Below are 15,672 nucleotides of genomic sequence, written 5' to 3'. Positions count from 1 at the left end.
GAGACATGAGCAGCGCACGTCGGCAGTACGACGCGATCGGCGAGGCGTACGAGGGGTTCAAGTCACTGCCGCTGGAGCAGTACGCGGTGGTGCCGAGCTTCCTGGCCCTGGTCGGAGACGTGAGGGGCCGGTCGGTCCTGGACCTGGCCTCCGGCACCGGCTTCTACAGCCGCGAGTTCCGGCGGCGCGGCGCCTCGGAGGTGCTCGGCGTCGACATCTCCGGCGAAATGGTCGCCGTGGCGCGGAAGCTGGAGGAGGCCGATCCGCTGGGCGTCGACTACGAGGTGGGCGACGTCGCCGAACTGCGCCCCTTCGGGCGGCCCTTCGACATCGCGCTCGGGGTCCAGATGCTCAGCTACGCGCCGGACGTCGCCACCACCGAGCGGATGTGCCGCAACGTCCACCGCAGCCTGAGGCCCGGCGGGGAGTTCTTCATCCTCAACCAGTCGCCCGACTACCGCTTCGACGGCCCGACCCCGGAGAGGTACGGCTTCCGCGTCGAGCTCACCGGCGGGCAGATCGAGACCGGCCCGCAGGTCCGCCTGACCGCGCTCCTCGACCCGCCGGTCTCCTTCGTCGCCAACCGCCCCCGCCGCGAGGTCTACGAGAACTCCCTGCTCGCCGCCGGTTTCCGCGACCTCACCTGGGTCCCGGTGACGGTCTCCGAGGCCGGCCTGCGCGCGTTCGGCCCCGACCACTGGGCCGACTTCCACGCCAACCCGCCGCTGGAGATGCTCCGCTGCCGCGCCTGAGCCGTCCGCGCCCGAGCCCGCCGGGCTTGAGCCGTCCGCGCCCGAGCGCGCCGGGCCCGAGCCGTCCGCGCCCGAGCCCGCCGGCCTGAACCGGCCGCGCCCGAGCCCGCCACGCCTGAAACCTCCGCGCCCGAGCCCGCCGCGCCCGAACCCTCCGCGCCCGCCCGCCCGTCGGGCGGCCGTCACCGGACGACGTCGAAGACCTGCTTCTGGACGCCGTTCGCGTACGCCTCGTGCTCCACGAGGCGCAGCTTCTGCGCGTCCTTGTCGGTCGTGCTGAAGAGCCGCTTGCCGGCGCCCAGCAGCAGCGGGAAGACCAGCAGGTGGTAGCGGTCGATCAGGCCCGCGTCGGACAGGGCGCGGTTCAGGGTGGCGCTGCCGTGGACGATGACCGGGCCGCCCTCGGTCCGCTTCAGGGCGGCCACCTCGTCGAGGGAGCGGAGGATCGTGGTCTCGCCCCAGTTCGTCACCAGGTCGTCCTCGGCGAGGGTGGTGGACACGACGTACTTCGGCATCTCCTTGTAGTCGGCGAAGTCCTCCATGTCCGGCCACACGGCGCTGAACGCCTCGTAGCTCGTGCGGCCGAGGAGCATCGCGGACGCCTCCTTCTGCTCCCGGCCCTTGATCTCGAAGACCTCGGGGAGGAACTCGACCTCCTTGAAGGTCCACCCGGAGTTGCGGTAGCCGGGCTCGCCGCCCGGGGCCTCGACGACGCCGTCGAGCGAGACGAAGGCGGTGCTGATCAGAGTGCGCATGGGGGTTCCCTCGGTGAGTCGCCGTATCGCGTTCGGAATCTAGGACCGGCGGCCAACCGGAAAGTCATCGCTCCGCTTCAGCCGGCCGCCGGGACGATGTTCTGCGTGTGGTGGAAGACGTTGTCCGGGTCGTACGTCCGCTTCACCTCGGCCAGCCGGTCGTAGTGTCCCCGGTACGTGGCCCGGACCCGGTCCCGGCCCTCGTCCGCGCCCAGGAAGTTGACGTACGCGCCGCCCATGGAGTGCGGGTGCAGGGCGTCCCAGTAGTCCACCGCCCACGCGCGGATCCGCTCCGCGTCGCCCGGCTCCGCGCCGATCCCGGCGATCACGCCGGACCAGACCGCGTCCCGGTACGCCCAGGCCGTGTCCATGGGGCCGGGGCCGTGGGCGGCGCCGTCGACGGGGTAGAGGTGCATCGTCGACAGCTCGGTCGGCATCCGCTCCAGGAAGGCGCGGTGGACGTCGATCGCGTCGTCGCCGACCGTGTCGAAGAAGTCCCCGCGCCAGTACCACTGCAGCCCCTTGGGGATCAGGTCGTCGAACATCGACTGGATCCCCGGGTACGGGACGGGCGTCTCGAAGTGGAAGGCGGGCGGCGCCGGGTCGGCGACCGCCGCGAACGTCTTCGCGAGGCCGTCCTCGTCCGTGGCGCCCGTGTGGCACCACACCACCCCGCACATCCGCTTCCCGTGGATCTCCTCGGGGAACGGCGCCTCGGGCGCCACCACCAGCGTGGCGAAGAAGCCGTTCAGGTCGGTGTCCGCCGCCGGCAGGAACTCCCGGTACCAGCGCAGCACCGCACCGATGTGCTCCGGCTCCCACAGGGTGACGGCGAGCCCCACGTCGCCCACCGGGTGCAGCGCGAACGTGAACGAGGTCACCACCCCGAAGTTGCCGCCGCCCCCGCGCAACGCCCAGAACAGATCCGGGTGTTCCTCCGCCGAGGCGGTGACGACCGAACCGTCCGCGAGGACCACGTCCGCCGCCAGCAGGTTGTCGATCGTCAGGCCGTACGCGCGGGTCAGGTGCCCGTGCCCGCCGCCCAGGGTCAGTCCGCCCACGCCGGTCGTCGACATGATCCCGCCCGGCGTCGCCAGGCCGAAACCGTGCGCCTCGTGGTCCAGGTCGCCGATCTGGCCGCCGCCGCCGACCAGCGCGGTCCGCGCCACCGGATCGACCCGTACCCACCGCATCGCCGACAGGTCCACCATCAGGGAGCCGTCGGCCAGGCACAGCCCGCCGCCGCTGTGCCCGCCGCCGCGCACCGCCAGGTCCGTGCCGGTGTCCCGGGCGTAGCGCACCGCCGCCCGGACGTCGGAGGTGTCCGCGCACCGCGCGATCACCGCGGGCCGGCGGTCGATCATCGCGTTGTAGATCGCCCGGGCCCCGTCGTATCCCGGGTCGTCGGGGCCGATCACCTCGCCGCGCAGCGACGCGCGCAGGGTCTCCACCGCCGTACCGTCCATGGCCACTCCTCAAGGGATCCCCGTCCGAAACCCCCGCCCGAGGCCGCGCTACCCCTTCAGTCTCTCCCCCGGCCCGGCACCCCGCCTCCCCGGCCGGGGGCCCTCGGGGCGGGGACGACGAAGCCCGCCCGGGCGGTGTGCCGGGCGGGCCTCGTGGTGCCGGACGGGCGCCTGAGGGCGCCCCGAGGTCACCTCAGGTGCCTTCGGTCCGCCTCAGGCCATCTCGGTCACTTCAGGGCGGAGAGGGCGGCCTCGTAGTTCGGCTCCTCGGAGATCTCGTTGACGAGCTCCGTGTGGAGGACCTTGTCGTTCTCGTCGAGGACGACGACGGCGCGGGCGGTCAGACCGGCCAGCGGGCCGTCGGCGATCGCGACACCGTAGTCGGTGTGGAAGTCGCGGCCGCGCAGGGTGGAGAGGCTCTGCACGTTCTCCAGGCCCTCGGCGCCGCAGAAGCGGGCCTGGGCGAAGGGGAGGTCCGCCGAGATGCAGAGCACGACGGTGTTCTCCAGGTCACCGGCCTTCGCGTTGAAGGCGCGCACGGAGGACGCGCAGGTGGGGGTGTCGACGCTGGGGAAGATGTTGAGCACCTTGCGCTTGCCGGCGAAGTCCTTCAGCGACTTGTCCGCCAGACCCTCACCGACCAGGGTGAACTCGGGGGCCTGGGTGCCCGTGGCGGGCAGGGAGCCGTCGACGGTTACGGGGTTGCCCTTGAGCGCGACCTGCGCCATGAGGAATCTCCTTAGACAGAGGGTGTAGCTGTCATCAGCCACTGGTGCAGCTGTCAGCGCTCCCGATCGTATTCCGCCCGCCCGCCACCGGGCTCGCCCGCCCGCCCGCCACCGGGCTCGCCCGCCCGCCCGTGAGGACGAGGCGCACGGGGCGGGGGCGGGGGTGCGGCGAGGCGCGCGGGGCGGGGCGTCGGGCCGGGGGGTATCGGTCGGAGGCGTCGGCGGGGCCACGCGCCCCACGCACACCGGGCCCTCCTCGGCCGTCGCGTTCAAGCCGGCGACCGTCTGCACCGAGTCATCCACGGATCCACCTCATCCGGGTCACCGGCCCGCCGCCGTGTGGACGACGGCCGGCTCGTCCGGCACCGGCGCGTCCGGACACAGCCGGGTCAGCTCGTACGAGGGGAGCAGGAAACTGTCGTACGTCTCGGGCGCCGTGCTCTCGCCCCAGTACAGGCCCCCGGCCACCACGTGCCCGGGTGCGCCGTCCTCCGTCTCCAGGACGAAGGGCCGCCAGTCGTGCCAACGCCGGGGATCCGCCGCTCGCAGCCGCGCCTCCTCCTCCGGGTCCGCGAGCCGGATCGTCAACGACGGGTAGTGGTCCCGCACCGACATCGACCCGACGTCCGCGAACAGCACGTCCAGCGTGGTGTCCCACCCCTCCTCGGGTTCCTGCCGCCCCCGGAAGAGCAGCTGCCCGTGCCCGTACACGTACGCCATGAGCCGCACCGGTCGCTGGAACACCACCGGCAACGCGACGGCCTCGATCCTTCGCCCCATGGGTCGCCCTCCCCGTCTGCCGACCACCGGCAGACGGAAGCGTACGGCGGGGCCCGCCCCGGACTCGCGCGCCGTCGTGAGGGGACCTGGGTCGGCGAGGACGCTCGCCGCGCTCAGGGACTCGCAGGGCGGACGGCCTGGCTACGATCGCCCGGATGAGCACCGACTGGATAGCGGAGTACCGGCGGCTCTCCCAGGGCCACCGCCACGAGGCCGGGGTGCCGGCCGCGTGGGAGACCTACCGGGAGCCCGCCGCGCCGCCGCTTTCCGAGGGGGAGGTGCGGGAGGCGGAGGCCGAACTGGGGATCGCCTTTCCGGAGGAGTACCGGGAGCATCTGCTGCGGGTGAGTGCCGGGGGCAGGTTCAACCGGCTTGAGCGGGGCCCCGAGGGGTGGGGGTGGCGCGGGGACCGGGAGACCAACTACGACCTCCTCGCCGAACCGTTCCCGCACCCCGACTCGTACGCCGCATACGACGACGAGCTGGGCGAGCGTGAGCCGCCGCGGGAGGACGCGGCGGCGTGGGCGGTGTGGGACGCCGAGTGCGGGGTGCTCCAGGAGCGGAAGACGGCGGGGGCCGTCTCCATCCGGGAGGGCGGCTGCGGCTTCCACACCCTGCTGGTGGTCACCGGCCCGCACCGCGGCGAGATGTGGTTCGACAGCCGCGCCACCTGCGACCTGATCGTGCCCATGCGCTTCCGGGGGCGACCCGCCACCTTCGCGGACTGGGTCGCGCACCCGGGTGTGGACATGGTCGCGTACTAGCCCGACCCGCCGCCCGGCCCCGCCCCAGCGGCCCTCTCCTGTCTCCGACCTCCCAGCGCCTTTCCACCGGTGCTTCGACTTCGAGCCAATCACGAAACGCGTCCATGCAGTACGCAAACGAGGAGTACTGGCTTCCGCACGACGGAGAGTGGTGGCCTCCGTTTGCGTACCGCTTCCCCAGCCGGACAGTCCGCACCACGGCAGGCGCAAATCCGGCTGCTCGAAAGCGATGACTTCTTCCGAATCCCCCTTTTGCGTCGGGATGGGTCGGCATTGACCGGAGGACTCGCGTGGTTTGTCCGGTCGTGAACGGGCCGCAGCCGCACCTTTCTCGTCGCGTCACCGTCCGGACTTACGGAAGGAGCGAGTCCAGCAGAGAGTCCAGTAGTGGGCGGTGGTCGTATTCGGTCATTACCAGGGCGCCTGTTGATCCGTCACTCGACGTCTCCGTAGGTTGATCACGCACGACCAGTTCAGAACATATGTACGAGAAGGGGAGATCGTAATGTTCGGGAACACCACGCGGCGTATCAGTGCCGCGGGCACGGCCGCTGCCGCTCTGGCCAGCGCCGCTGTCATCGTGGGGGGTACCGCTACCACCGCTCAGGCGGACACCCGATGCGACTGGAGCACCATCCGGATCAACGGCAACCCGGGGGCCGAGCTGCCCTCGAACGCCTCCGGTCACACCCACCGCACGGGCAACCACTACGTCGGCCGGATCACGAACACTGGCGGAAACATCGTGGTGGACTGGTACGCCGACAACAACGGCGGTGACGACGGCGACACTTGGGACTCGTTCTACGGGACCCGCGTCTGCTGACCTGCTGCCGTTCCGTGGTCGGGCGGGGGACGCCGTGTTCCCCGCCCGGGCACTTCCGTTTCCACCGAGGGGAGATGAGCGCATGCGCCGTGCCATGCTCATCCGCATCCTGGCGGCATCCGCCGTCCTTTCCGTCGCCGGCTGCGCCACGACCCAAGGCGGCGGGCCGGACGAAGCGTCGCACCCGCCGAGCCGGCAGGCGGACGCCATGAAGGGCCTGCCGGCGGGCCACCCGACGCCGTACGCCTCTCTCGCCGTCGGCATGTGCTCCAACGACGACGGAGCGGTCACCGCCGCCGAGTCCGTCGGGGTCGTCGACTGCGCCACCCCGCACCGCTTCGAGATCCTCGCCAAGGTGCGCGTACCCGGAGCCGCCGACGCACCGTTCCCCGGCCGCAACGCCCTCGTCGCAGCCCTCACCAAGGCGTGCGACCCGACGCTCGAACCCCTCGTGGCCACCGCGCGCGGTGCCCGGATCGGCATGCAGTTGCTGCCGTTCGACGAGAAGTCGTGGACGGACGGCAACCGCACGGGATACTGCGCCGTCACCTTCCCCGAGCCCGCCACCGGCCGGGTGGGCCCATGACCGCGGCCGAAGCCCGGGCCGACGCCTCACCCGACCCCGACGGGCCGCCGCCGGCGCGGCTGGAAGGGCTCGTCAAGCGCTACCGCACCGCACGCGGCCGACGGCACACCGCGCTCGATCACTTCTCGATGTCGGTTCCCGCCCGTTCCATCGTCGGCCTGCTCGGTCCCAACGGCTCGGGCAAGACCACCGCGCTCAAGGCCCTCCTCGGACTCGTCCGCGTCGACTCGGGCACGATCACCGCCTTCGGCCACGAACTGCCCCGCGCCCAGCACCTCGTGGCGCATCGCATCGGCGCCCTCATCGAGGGGCCCGCCTTCACGGCCTCCCTCACGGGGGAGCGCAACCTCCGTCTCCTCGCCACCCTGCACGGCGCATCGGAGAGCACCGTCGCCGAGGCCCTCGACCTCGTCGGACTCACCCGGGACGCCCGACGCGCCTACTCCGGCTACTCACTCGGCATGAAGCAGCGCCTCGGCATCGCCGCCGCGCTGCTTCCCTCTCCCGACCTGCTGGTCCTGGACGAGCCGATGAACGGCCTCGACCCCGAGGCGATCCGCGACCTGCGCCCCCTGCTCACGCACCTGCGCGACGACCGGGGCATGACGATCCTCGTCTCCTCGCACATCCTGGCCGAGGTGGAACTCGTCAGCGACCACGTCACCATCGTCCGCCACGGACGCGTGATCAGCGAGGGCCGGTTGTCCCGGCTGGTCGAGGGAACCACCGACCACGTCGTCCTGCGACTGCCCGGGCCGGAGTCCCTGCGCGACACCGCCCGCGCCGTACTGGCCCGACGGGGGATACCGGTCGCCGCCGCCGACGGCGCCTCGGACCCGACGGAACTGCGCGCGGCCACGGGCGAGGGCGTCCCCGCCGTCCTGCGGATCCTCGCCGAGCACGACATCTACCCCGAGGAGGTCCACCGCCGGTCCGCCTCGCTCGAGGACGCCTACATCCGGGCGATCCGCGCGGCGGACGCCGAACGGGACGGTCCCCACGATGCCGAGTGACTCCCGAGGGCAGACCTGGCGCCGCCTCCTGAGGGCGGATCTGCGACGGTTGTTCGCGCCCCGAGCCGTTCGGCTGGCCGCCCTGGTGACGTCGGCCGTCACCCTCCTCTTCGGTCTGTCCAAGCTCGCTCTGCACTCCACCGACACCGCCGCCGCCTGGAGGGCAGCGGAGGCCCGGTTCGCCCAGGTCCGGGCGGACGCCGTGCGCTACGGCCTGCCGATGAACGAGGGGGTCGGCCCCCGGCTCTTCTACGACGAGCCGCGCTACCTCATGAGCACCATGTCCTTCGCCGACCTGCGCACCGCCTTCACCGCGCTGGCGGCCGCCGCCGTACTCTTCGGCATCGTCGCGGGCGGCGCCGACTGGGGCTCCCGCGTCATGCTCACCCTGGCGACGGCCGAACCCCGCCGAAGCCGGCTGTTCGCGGCCCGTGCCCTGCTCGTCGCCGGAATCTCCATGGGGACGGCGGCCACCGCGGGTGCCGTACTGGTCCCGGTCCTGCTCCTCGCGGCGTGGCTCCGCGGCAGCACGGCGGGGCTGGACGGGAGCTATTGGGCCGCGTTCGGAAGCCTCTACCTGCGGGGCGTGCTGCTCTGCGGGCTGCTCGGCCTGCTGGGTTACGGACTGGCCATGCTGACCCGCCGTTCCGCCACCGCTCTCGGGATCGTCTTCCTCTATCTGGCCTCGGCGGGACAGATCTTCGGCGGGCGCGGCCCCCGGCTCTCCGAGTACGACATGGCCGGCCTCACCTTCGCCGTGCTCAACGAGAAGCCCGTCATCCCGATGATCGCGTCGGACTGCATCGCGGGGCCCGGCTGCGAGGCGGCGCACGTGGACCTGACCATCGCCGACGGACTCGTCGGCGTCGTGCTCTACGTGCTTCCGGTGCTCGTTCTGGCCTTCTGGCGCTCCACTCGAACGGATCTGGGCTGATGACACCGACGCTGCCCCTCCGCCGCCTCGCCCGCGCCGAACTGCTGCGCCTGCTGAGTCCGGCGGCCGTCCGGTACGCGCTGCTCGCCCTTCCGCTCGTTCTCGTCCTGTACGCCGCCGCTGCCTATGCCGCCCACCACACCGACACCACGAGTGCCTGGCGGGCCGCCGAGAGCGCGCACCGCCAGTACCTGAGCGACGCGGCCGCCCGCGGCATCCCCACCGGTCAGGTTCCCCCGGTGGCGACCTTCTTCGACGACCCGCGCTACCTGTTCACCAAAGCCGTGTTCGTCGACCTCAGAACGGTCCTCTCGGGCCTGGCCGTCGCCGCCCTCCTCCTCGGCATCCGCAGCGGCGGGGCCGACTGGTCCTCCCGCGTCCTGCTCACGCTCGCTGGCGCCGAACCCCGTCGCGCGCGCCTCTTCGCGGTACGGGGCCTCCTGGTGGCGGCCGGCGGTGCGCTGACCGCCCTTCTCACCGCCTGCGCCCTGGTGCCCCTGCTGGCCTGGACCGGTCATCGGCGCGGCAGCCTCGACGGCATCGACGCGACCTTCTGGCAGGTCCTGACCCTGCTCACCCTGCGCGGGGCGCTCCTCGTCGGCCTGGTGGGACTGCTCGGATACGGCCTCGGCATGCTGACCCGGGGAACGGTGACGGCCCTGGGCATCACCCTGGCCTACCTGGTGGCAGCCGACCGCCTCCTTCAGGACTACCTCCCCTCGCTGACCGAGTACCACCTCTCCGGCATCACCTTCGCCGTCCTCAACGAGCGTCTCCTGATGGACATCGACCGCACGGAGTGCCTCGGCCAGGCGGCGTGCGTGGCGATGCACCAGGGAACGACCGGCACCCAGGCGTTCCTCGCCCTGGCGGTGTATCTGCTCCCGGTACTGGCCGCGGCCTACGTCCGCTTCGCCCTCCGTGACCTCGGCTGAGCTTCCGAAGCGGCGTCCGGCACGGCCGGGCCGGCGCTAGAGCTCGTAGTCCCGGGCCAGGTCCTCCCAGGGGATGCCGAGAAGCCCGGGGTCGGCGTCCTCGCCCGAGGGGACGTCCACGTGGGGCTGGAACCAGACCACGGTGAGGGCCGAGCCGTGCAGCACCGGGTCGAGTGCGGGGGCGACGGCTGCGGAGCGGAAGGTGCCGATGCAGGCCACGGAGGGGAGCACCTCGACGGGGCCGAAGGGGCCGGCGGTCGTGTCCGGGTACGTGCGGACGGGCGGGATCAGGTGGACCGGCGCGGCGGGAAAGGCGTCTGCGGCCTGCCGCCGCAGGCCCCGGACCTTCATGTCGTTGACGCGCGCGCACGGGTAGCCCTCCAGCATCCCGCCGTAGGTGGAGGACATCCGCAGCTCGGTGAGCTCGATCGAACGGCCGGACGAGAGGGCTATGCGGCTCAGTGACATGCCGAGACCCTATGCGCACGGCTCACTGCGGCTGCGCGCCCCCGTACGAGCGCACCAGGCGGGCCAGCTGGCGGCCCGCCGTCCGCAGTGGTTCCTCGCTGCGCATCACCTGGGCCGTCACCTCCGCTCCCTCCAGGGTGCTGATGACGGTGCTCGCCAGCTCCCGGGCGTCGGCGGCGGAGAAACCGCACCGCAGGAGCTTGTCGTGGACCAGTTGCTCCCAGTCGCGCAGGGCGTCCGCGCAGGCCCGCTGGATCTCCGAGTCCGTACCGAGCGTCTCCAGGGCCGCCGCCGTGACCGGGCAGCCGTCGGTCCAGCCCGACGCGCTCAGCTCCGTCGCCAGTCTGCCGGCGCAGGCTTCCACGGCCATCGCCGCGTCTTCCTCGTGGTCCAGGGACTCCTGGAGCAGCGTCGCGAACTCCCGCGTGCCGTGCCCGATCGCGGCCACGGCGACGGCCTCCTTGCCGCCCGGGAAGAAGTGGTAGACGGACCCCAGAGTGGCCTGCGCCTCCTGCGCGATCTGCTTGATTCCCGTGCCGACGTAGCCCTGCCGCTGCAGGAGACGTGCGGCGGTGACGATGATCCGGTCCCGGGTGCTGGTCTGCATGCGGTCACTCTACAACGCCACTTATTAGAGCGTTCGTTTTAGAACGTGCTACGGTACGGACGCGTTCTGAGTAGAGCGTTCGTTTTAGCGACAGGTGGAGGTATCCCCATGAGCACCAACAGCCAGTCGGTCACCGTCATCGGGCTCGGCCCCATGGGCCAGGCCATGGCCGCGGCCTTCCTGGACCGCGGCCACGCCGTCACCCTCTGGAACCGCACCCCGTCCCGAGCCGACGACCTCGTCGCCCGCGGCGCCGTCCTCGCGCCGAGCGTCGACGCCGCCCTCTCCGCCAACGAGGTCGTCTTCCTCAGCCTCACCGACTACACGGCCATGTACGCCCTGCTCGAACCCGCCGCCGACGCACTGCGCGGCCGCGTCCTCGTCAACCTCAGCTCCGACACCCCCGAACGCGCCCGCGCCGCCGCCGGCTGGGCCGCCGACCACGGCGCCGTCCACCTCACCGGCGGCATCACCGTCCCGCCGTCCGGCATCGGCAAGCCCGAGTCCTCCACCTTCTACAGCGGCCCGCGCGCCGCCTTCGACGCCCACCGGCCCCTGCTCGAAGTCGTCACCGGCCGCGTCGACCACCGGGGCGAGGACCCCGGCCTCGCCGCGCTCTTCTACCAGCTCGGCATGGTCATGTTCTGGACGTCCATGCTCAGCTACTGGCAGGCCATCGCCCTCGCCCAGGCCAACGGCCTCACGGCGGCCGACATCCTCCCGCACGCCACCGAGACCGCGAACTCCCTGCCGGGCTTCTTCGCCTTCTACGCCGACCGCATCGACGCGGGCCACCATGTCGGCGACGTCGACCGCCTGGCCATGGGAGCGGCCAGCGTCGACCACGTCCTGCACACCATCGCCGACGCGGGCGTCGACACCACCCTCCCCGCCGCCGTCACCGCCCTCTTCCAGCGCGGCATGGACGCGGGGCGGGACGGGGACAGCTTCTCCAGCCTGGTGGAGCTCATGCGCAAGTCGTCTTGACCGATGCGACGAAGGGCGCCCAGGCGGTGGCGGCGAGGAGGAGGACGGGGCCGTCGGGGCGCTTGGAGTCCCGGACCGGGACGAGGCCGGGGATGTCCGAGGCGACTTCGACGCACTCGCCGCCGCTGCCGTTGCTGTAGCTGCTCTTGCGCCAGACGGCAGCGGTGAGATCAAGGGCGTTGCTGGCCATGTCGGTAGTCCTCAGCTGCTTGTTCGATCAGAGCGAGGGACGCCTCCGGCGACAAGGCGGCGGCCCTGAGGCGATCGTATGCCTTGCGGTACTGCTTCACGAGGCTCGGATCGTCGATGGTTTGACCGTGATACGGGCCCTCCGTGTACATCAGTGGTGGCTCGTCCTCGAACTCCATGAACATCATCGACAACTCCACAAAGGGTTGTGTCGGTGCGTTCCAAGGAAGGATCTGCAGAAAGATTCGGCCCTGCCGGACCAAGCCGGCGATGTGGTCGAGCTGCTCACCCATATCCACAGGCGGAATGGTGGCATTGCGCACCAGCGACTCGTGCAGGATGACCCAATACTCCGGCTTCTTCGGGTCGTCGAAGAGCTTCGTCCGCTTCATTCGCGCGTCGATCCTCGCCTCGACCTCTTCCGGCGTGTCGAGCGGTTCCGTCGAGCGGATAACGGCCCTGGCGTACGCGGGGGTCTGGAGCAGGCCCGGGATCAGCGCGTTGCTCCACCGCTCGATCACCAACGCCCGCTTCTCCGCCTCCGCGATCGCCGCGAAGTACGCCGCATGCGCACCCTGTTTCGCCTTCCGCACGTCCTCGCAGCGCCGTGCGAAGAAGCCGTCCGTCTTCAGGACCCGGTCCACGTGCTGGGCCAGATCGACCGGCATCCGGCGCTGGCCGCGTTCGATCTCGCTCAGATACGTCACGCCGTAGAAGCTGTCCTCCACCAGCCGTTCCAGCGTCAGGCCCGCCTCCTCCCTCTTGAAGCGGAGCTCCTTCCCGTAGAACTCCGGGACGCTCGCCGAGCCGTCGATCTCCTTGCGCGCAGCCACCGTCGACCGCCTTTCGCACCTTGCTTCGTGGAGCGGGAAACGCTTCCCACGGTACGGGCCGGGGCGGCAGCGTGTGAGGGGTTCGTCACAGCACGCTACGGAAGGTGGAACCCCGCATGGCCGAGGACATCCGGCCCGACATCGACGCGCTGCGCGCCGCTCTCGCAGCTCACGGCATCACGCTGCCCTCCCTCGGGGTCGATCCCGTCACCCTCGCCGGTACGAGCGTCCGGCCCCCGCTCGTCGCGCTCGGCAACTGCAGTGTGGCGACTGCACGCCACCTCACCCAGGTCCTCCGTAAGGCGGCGGGCGGGTGACGCTGCCGCTCACGGTGGAGTTGCTGGCGCTGCCGAAGGCGGTGGCGGAGGTGCGGCGGATGCTGCCGGGGGATGATCTGCGGCTCTGCGTCAGCGAGTTGCTGACGAACGTGATCCAACACGTCGGGGAGGGCACCCCCGTCACCGTCCGGGTGACGGCGGCGCCCACCGGCCGGGTCAGGGTCGCGGTCAGCGACCCCGACCCCCGCCTCTGGCCCGTCCTGCGCGAGGTTCCGGACGGGGCCGAGTGCGGGCGGGGGATGGGGATCGTCGACGCGGTGGCGCTGCGGTGGGGCGTCGACGAGGCGCCGTACGGAAAGACCGTGTGGTGCGAACTCCCGTCGTCCACGGTCCCGGTCCCTGCCCTCCCACCCCGCCATGAAGCGTGAACATGCTGGTCACGTGGGACAGGTGCGGGGACGGCTCGCCGTCGGGGTGATCCCGTCGGTGGCGGCGGTCGACATCCCGGGCGCGCTGCGGGAGTTCCACGAGCGGTACCCGAACTGGCGGTCAGCCTGCGGGTGGGCGTCAGCGAGGAGTTGGCGGATCAGGTCGAGGAAGGGGCGCTGGACGTGGCGTTCCTCGGGTTGCCCACGACGGCGGCCCCGCCGAAGGGGCTGCGGGCGCGGGAGCTCGGGCGGGACCGGCTCGTGGCCCTGGTCGCGCCGGGGCATCCGCTGGCGGGGGCGGGCGCGGTGAATCTGCGGCGGCTGTCCACGGAGGTGTTCGTGGACCTGCCGGCGGGGACGGCGGGGCGCGTGCAGTCGGACCAGGCGTTCGAGGCGGCGGGGCAGGCGCGGGAGGTGGCGTTCGAGGTGACGAACGCGGACTTCCTGGCCCGGCTCGTGGGGCAGGGCCTGGGGGTCGCACTGCTGGCCTCGGCCTACGTGGCGCAGCTGGGCGGGCTGACAGCCGGGGAGGTGGTGGAGGTGACCGACGCGCCGGAGCGGGTCGAGTACGCGGTCTGGAGCGGCGCGGGACGGACGCCGGCGGCGGGGGCCTTTCTGGCGGTGCTGGGGGTGCGGGAGGAGGAGTAGCGGGTGCCGGAGATGTTCCCGCGCCGCCCCCTACGGAGCGGGAACAATTCCGCTCGCCGCCTCGTTCGGTCTCAGGCTGGACGCCAACGGCCCGTGACCGAGGAGCGCTTTGACCGACACCACCCTGTCCGATTCTGGTTCCGCCGACATCCTGGCCCCGCTGCCGCCGCTCGCCGCCCAGGCGGAGAGGCTGATCGAGCTGGGGGTGCACGAGCTCGCCGGGCTGCCGGCGGAGGACGTGCGCGCCTTCGCCGAGGGGGCCGGGGACGCGCGGGGCGCCCTGCTCGCCGTACACCCGGAGAGGGTGCCCCCCTCGGCGCTCGCGCCGCTGCTCCGCCGGGACGACAAGCCCGGGTTCGTCGTGGTCGACATGCCGGACGTCGACGACTTCGCCCCGTACGGCGAGGCGGGCGTGGAGCTGCCGGACGCGCCGCTGTATCTGGTCGACGGTGTCGACCGGGGCGACCGCATGGCGAACTGGAGCCCGGAGGAGGCGCTGCCCGCCCTCACCAAGGAGGGCCGTAGCCCGCTCGTGCTCAGTGAGGGCATCCACTGGGTGCTCCAGCAGCCGGAGGCGCTGGAGCGCAACCGCTGCTTCATGACGATCGGTTCGCGGCTGCGGAAGCCGAAGGGCACGTACGACGCCCGTACGCCGGCGATCTGGATCAGCAACGGCACGGGGCGGGACGGCAAGGAGCGGCGCAACGCGCCGAAGGTCGGCTGGTGCTGGTGGGGGAACCGGCACACGTGGCTCGGGTTCGGGTCGGCGACCGGTCGCAGGTAGCGGCCCGGCGGAGGGCGGAGGGCGGAGGGCCGGTGGCCCCTCAGGGGTGGGGAGCACGTGCCGGCATCCCCGCCCCGCCCCTCAGTCGACGGGAGACGGGAGCACGCAGCGGCATCCCCACCCACTCAGTGGAGGGGGAGTACGCAGCGGCATCCCGCCCCCGCCCCTCAGTCGATGTGCACGATCTGGAACGCCTCCGCCATCCGGCCCGGCGGCAGTCCGCCCGCCGTCGCGTGTTCGCTGAGCCATTGCCGGAGGAGTCCCGCCAGGTCGTCGAAGTGGGCGGTCTGGGAGGTGTGGATGCGCAGGGCCTCGACCTTCCGGTCGAAGACCGGGGTGACGTCCACGTACTGGTTCGGCGTGGGCCCCGTCATGAGCCAGAGCTCGTGGACGATCCACGGCTCAAGGCCCTCCTGTTTGAGCAGTTCGGGGTGGGCGAAGGGGTTGCGGGCCTCGGGGTAGATCGCGCGCAGGCAGGCGTCGCCGACGGCCCGGTGGTCGGGGTGGAGGTCGGCGACGCGGGCCCAGTTGATCTCGGGGGACGGGATGATGCAGCGCTGCGGGCGGACCTGGCGGATCACCCGGCACAGGTCGCGGCGCAGGTCGACGGAGGGTTCGACGAAGCTGTCGGGGTAGCCGAGGAAGCGGACGTCGGCGACGCCGCTGAGTTTGGCGGAGTGGACCTGTTCGGCGCGGCGCAGGTCCGCCATCGCCTGGCGGGGGAGCGCCTCGTCGTAACCGCCGGCGCCGCCGTCCGTGACGATGCAGTACGTGACGCGGGTGCCGCGTTCGATCCACTGCATGACGGTGCCGCTCACGCAGAACTCGATGTCGTCCGGGTGTGCCGCCACCACCAGCAGTGATTCCGGTGCACTGCGGACGGTCGGGTCGATCGCGAAGTCCTCCATGGA

The 15,672-nt window shown here is 71.9% G+C and carries 20 protein-coding genes and 1 pseudogene; 12 read left to right on the top strand and 9 right to left on the bottom strand.

Translation table 11 applies throughout. From position 1 onward, the window contains the following. The first annotated feature begins 5 nt into the window (after window positions 1-5). The gene (locus ABD954_RS15130; RefSeq protein WP_345486560.1) at window positions 6-752 is read left to right on the top strand and encodes a class I SAM-dependent methyltransferase; all 747 of its coding nucleotides are present in this window, start codon (window positions 6-8) and stop codon (window positions 750-752) included. 182 nt (window positions 753-934) lie between these two features. On the opposite strand, the gene ABD954_RS15125 is transcribed toward ABD954_RS15130, so the two are convergent. From ABD954_RS15125 to ABD954_RS15110, 4 genes are all read right to left on the bottom strand, one after another. Next, a complete protein-coding gene (locus tag ABD954_RS15125; RefSeq protein ID WP_345486559.1) occupies window positions 935-1,507 on the bottom strand; it encodes a dihydrofolate reductase family protein in 573 nt (190 codons plus the stop codon). A 77-nt stretch (window positions 1,508-1,584) separates the two neighbouring features. After that, window positions 1,585-2,973, bottom strand: coding sequence for an FAD-binding oxidoreductase (locus ABD954_RS15120; RefSeq protein WP_345486558.1), 1,389 nt, complete (start codon window positions 2,971-2,973; stop codon window positions 1,585-1,587). A gap of 227 nt (window positions 2,974-3,200) precedes the next feature. Then, entirely contained in the window at window positions 3,201-3,701 is a 501-nt protein-coding gene (gene tpx / locus ABD954_RS15115) for a thiol peroxidase (RefSeq protein WP_345486557.1), read from the bottom strand. Window positions 3,702-4,022: 321 nt separating this feature from the next. Continuing rightward, complete coding sequence (locus ABD954_RS15110) at window positions 4,023-4,481, bottom strand: hypothetical protein (protein WP_345486556.1); 459 nt, start codon at window positions 4,479-4,481, stop codon at window positions 4,023-4,025. 155 nt (window positions 4,482-4,636) lie between these two features. Between ABD954_RS15110 and ABD954_RS15105 the strand changes: the two genes are divergently transcribed. The 6 genes from ABD954_RS15105 (at window position 4,637) to ABD954_RS15080 (ending at window position 9,539) form a co-directional block, all read left to right on the top strand. Beyond that, window positions 4,637-5,245 (top strand): SMI1/KNR4 family protein, encoded by a 609-nt coding sequence (locus ABD954_RS15105; RefSeq protein ID WP_345486555.1) that lies wholly within the window; start codon window positions 4,637-4,639, stop codon window positions 5,243-5,245. Between the two features lie 580 nt (window positions 5,246-5,825). Further along, a complete protein-coding gene (locus ABD954_RS15100; RefSeq protein ID WP_345486554.1) occupies window positions 5,826-6,071 on the top strand; it encodes a hypothetical protein in 246 nt (81 codons plus the stop codon). 82 nt (window positions 6,072-6,153) lie between these two features. Continuing rightward, window positions 6,154-6,657, top strand: a complete 504-nt coding sequence (locus ABD954_RS15095) for a septum formation family protein (protein WP_345486553.1) — start codon at window positions 6,154-6,156, stop codon at window positions 6,655-6,657. Beyond that, window positions 6,654-7,670 carry an ABC transporter ATP-binding protein gene (locus tag ABD954_RS15090; RefSeq protein ID WP_345486552.1) on the top strand — a complete coding sequence of 339 codons (1,017 nt, stop codon included), beginning with the start codon at window positions 6,654-6,656 and terminating at the stop codon, window positions 7,668-7,670. The genes ABD954_RS15095 and ABD954_RS15090 overlap by 4 nt, the downstream gene beginning before the upstream one ends. Then, window positions 7,660-8,604: a hypothetical protein gene (locus tag ABD954_RS15085; protein WP_345486551.1), complete on the top strand. Its 945-nt coding sequence runs from the start codon at window positions 7,660-7,662 to the stop codon at window positions 8,602-8,604. Before ABD954_RS15090 ends, ABD954_RS15085 begins: the two co-directional genes overlap by 11 nt. Beyond that, on the top strand, window positions 8,604-9,539 hold the full coding sequence (locus ABD954_RS15080; protein ID WP_345486550.1) for a hypothetical protein: 936 nt from the start codon (window positions 8,604-8,606) through the stop codon (window positions 9,537-9,539). Before ABD954_RS15085 ends, ABD954_RS15080 begins: the two co-directional genes overlap by 1 nt. A 36-nt stretch (window positions 9,540-9,575) precedes the next feature. Here ABD954_RS15080 and ABD954_RS15075 read toward each other — a convergent pair whose 3' ends face one another. After that, window positions 9,576-10,007 carry a hypothetical protein gene (locus ABD954_RS15075; RefSeq protein ID WP_345486549.1) on the bottom strand — a complete coding sequence of 144 codons (432 nt, stop codon included), beginning with the start codon at window positions 10,005-10,007 and terminating at the stop codon, window positions 9,576-9,578. 22 nt (window positions 10,008-10,029) lie between these two features. After that, window positions 10,030-10,614 (bottom strand): TetR/AcrR family transcriptional regulator, encoded by a 585-nt coding sequence (locus ABD954_RS15070; protein ID WP_345486548.1) that lies wholly within the window; start codon window positions 10,612-10,614, stop codon window positions 10,030-10,032. Window positions 10,615-10,722: 108 nt separating this feature from the next. Between ABD954_RS15070 and ABD954_RS15065 the strand changes: the two genes are divergently transcribed. Beyond that, window positions 10,723-11,601, top strand: coding sequence for an NAD(P)-dependent oxidoreductase (locus ABD954_RS15065; RefSeq protein ID WP_345486546.1), 879 nt, complete (start codon window positions 10,723-10,725; stop codon window positions 11,599-11,601). On the opposite strand, the gene ABD954_RS15060 is transcribed toward ABD954_RS15065, so the two are convergent. Together ABD954_RS15060 and ABD954_RS15055 are read right to left on the bottom strand one after the other, a co-directional pair. Next, the gene (locus ABD954_RS15060; RefSeq protein WP_345486545.1) at window positions 11,582-11,791 is read right to left on the bottom strand and encodes a DUF397 domain-containing protein; all 210 of its coding nucleotides are present in this window, start codon (window positions 11,789-11,791) and stop codon (window positions 11,582-11,584) included. The genes ABD954_RS15065 and ABD954_RS15060 overlap by 20 nt on opposite strands. After that, window positions 11,772-12,623 carry a helix-turn-helix domain-containing protein gene (locus ABD954_RS15055; RefSeq protein WP_345486544.1) on the bottom strand — a complete coding sequence of 284 codons (852 nt, stop codon included), beginning with the start codon at window positions 12,621-12,623 and terminating at the stop codon, window positions 11,772-11,774. Before ABD954_RS15055 ends, ABD954_RS15060 begins: the two co-directional genes overlap by 20 nt. Window positions 12,624-12,739: 116 nt before the next feature. Between ABD954_RS15055 and ABD954_RS15050 the strand changes: the two genes are divergently transcribed. From ABD954_RS15050 to ABD954_RS15035, 4 genes and pseudogenes are all read left to right on the top strand, one after another. Beyond that, window positions 12,740-12,940, top strand: coding sequence for a hypothetical protein (locus tag ABD954_RS15050; protein WP_345486543.1), 201 nt, complete (start codon window positions 12,740-12,742; stop codon window positions 12,938-12,940). Further along, window positions 12,937-13,329, top strand: a complete 393-nt coding sequence (locus ABD954_RS15045) for an ATP-binding protein (protein WP_345486542.1) — start codon at window positions 12,937-12,939, stop codon at window positions 13,327-13,329. Before ABD954_RS15050 ends, ABD954_RS15045 begins: the two co-directional genes overlap by 4 nt. 4 nt (window positions 13,330-13,333) lie before the next feature. After that, a pseudogene (locus ABD954_RS15040) lies at window positions 13,334-13,977 on the top strand (LysR substrate-binding domain-containing protein); the annotation flags it as partial. 109 nt (window positions 13,978-14,086) lie between these two features. Beyond that, window positions 14,087-14,761: a DUF5701 family protein gene (locus tag ABD954_RS15035; protein ID WP_382746050.1), complete on the top strand. Its 675-nt coding sequence runs from the start codon at window positions 14,087-14,089 to the stop codon at window positions 14,759-14,761. Between the two features lie 167 nt (window positions 14,762-14,928). Here the strand turns inward: ABD954_RS15035 and ABD954_RS15030 are convergent, their stop codons facing one another. Further along, complete coding sequence (locus tag ABD954_RS15030) at window positions 14,929-15,669, bottom strand: PIG-L deacetylase family protein (RefSeq protein ID WP_345486541.1); 741 nt, start codon at window positions 15,667-15,669, stop codon at window positions 14,929-14,931. Window positions 15,670-15,672: the final 3 nt, after the last annotated feature.

This window comes from Streptomyces roseoviridis (assembly GCF_039535235.1).
Classification (GTDB): Bacteria; Actinomycetota; Actinomycetes; order Streptomycetales; family Streptomycetaceae; genus Streptomyces; species Streptomyces roseoviridis.
Note: the sequence above shows the minus strand (reverse complement) of the source record. Positions and strands in the feature narration are given on the sequence as shown.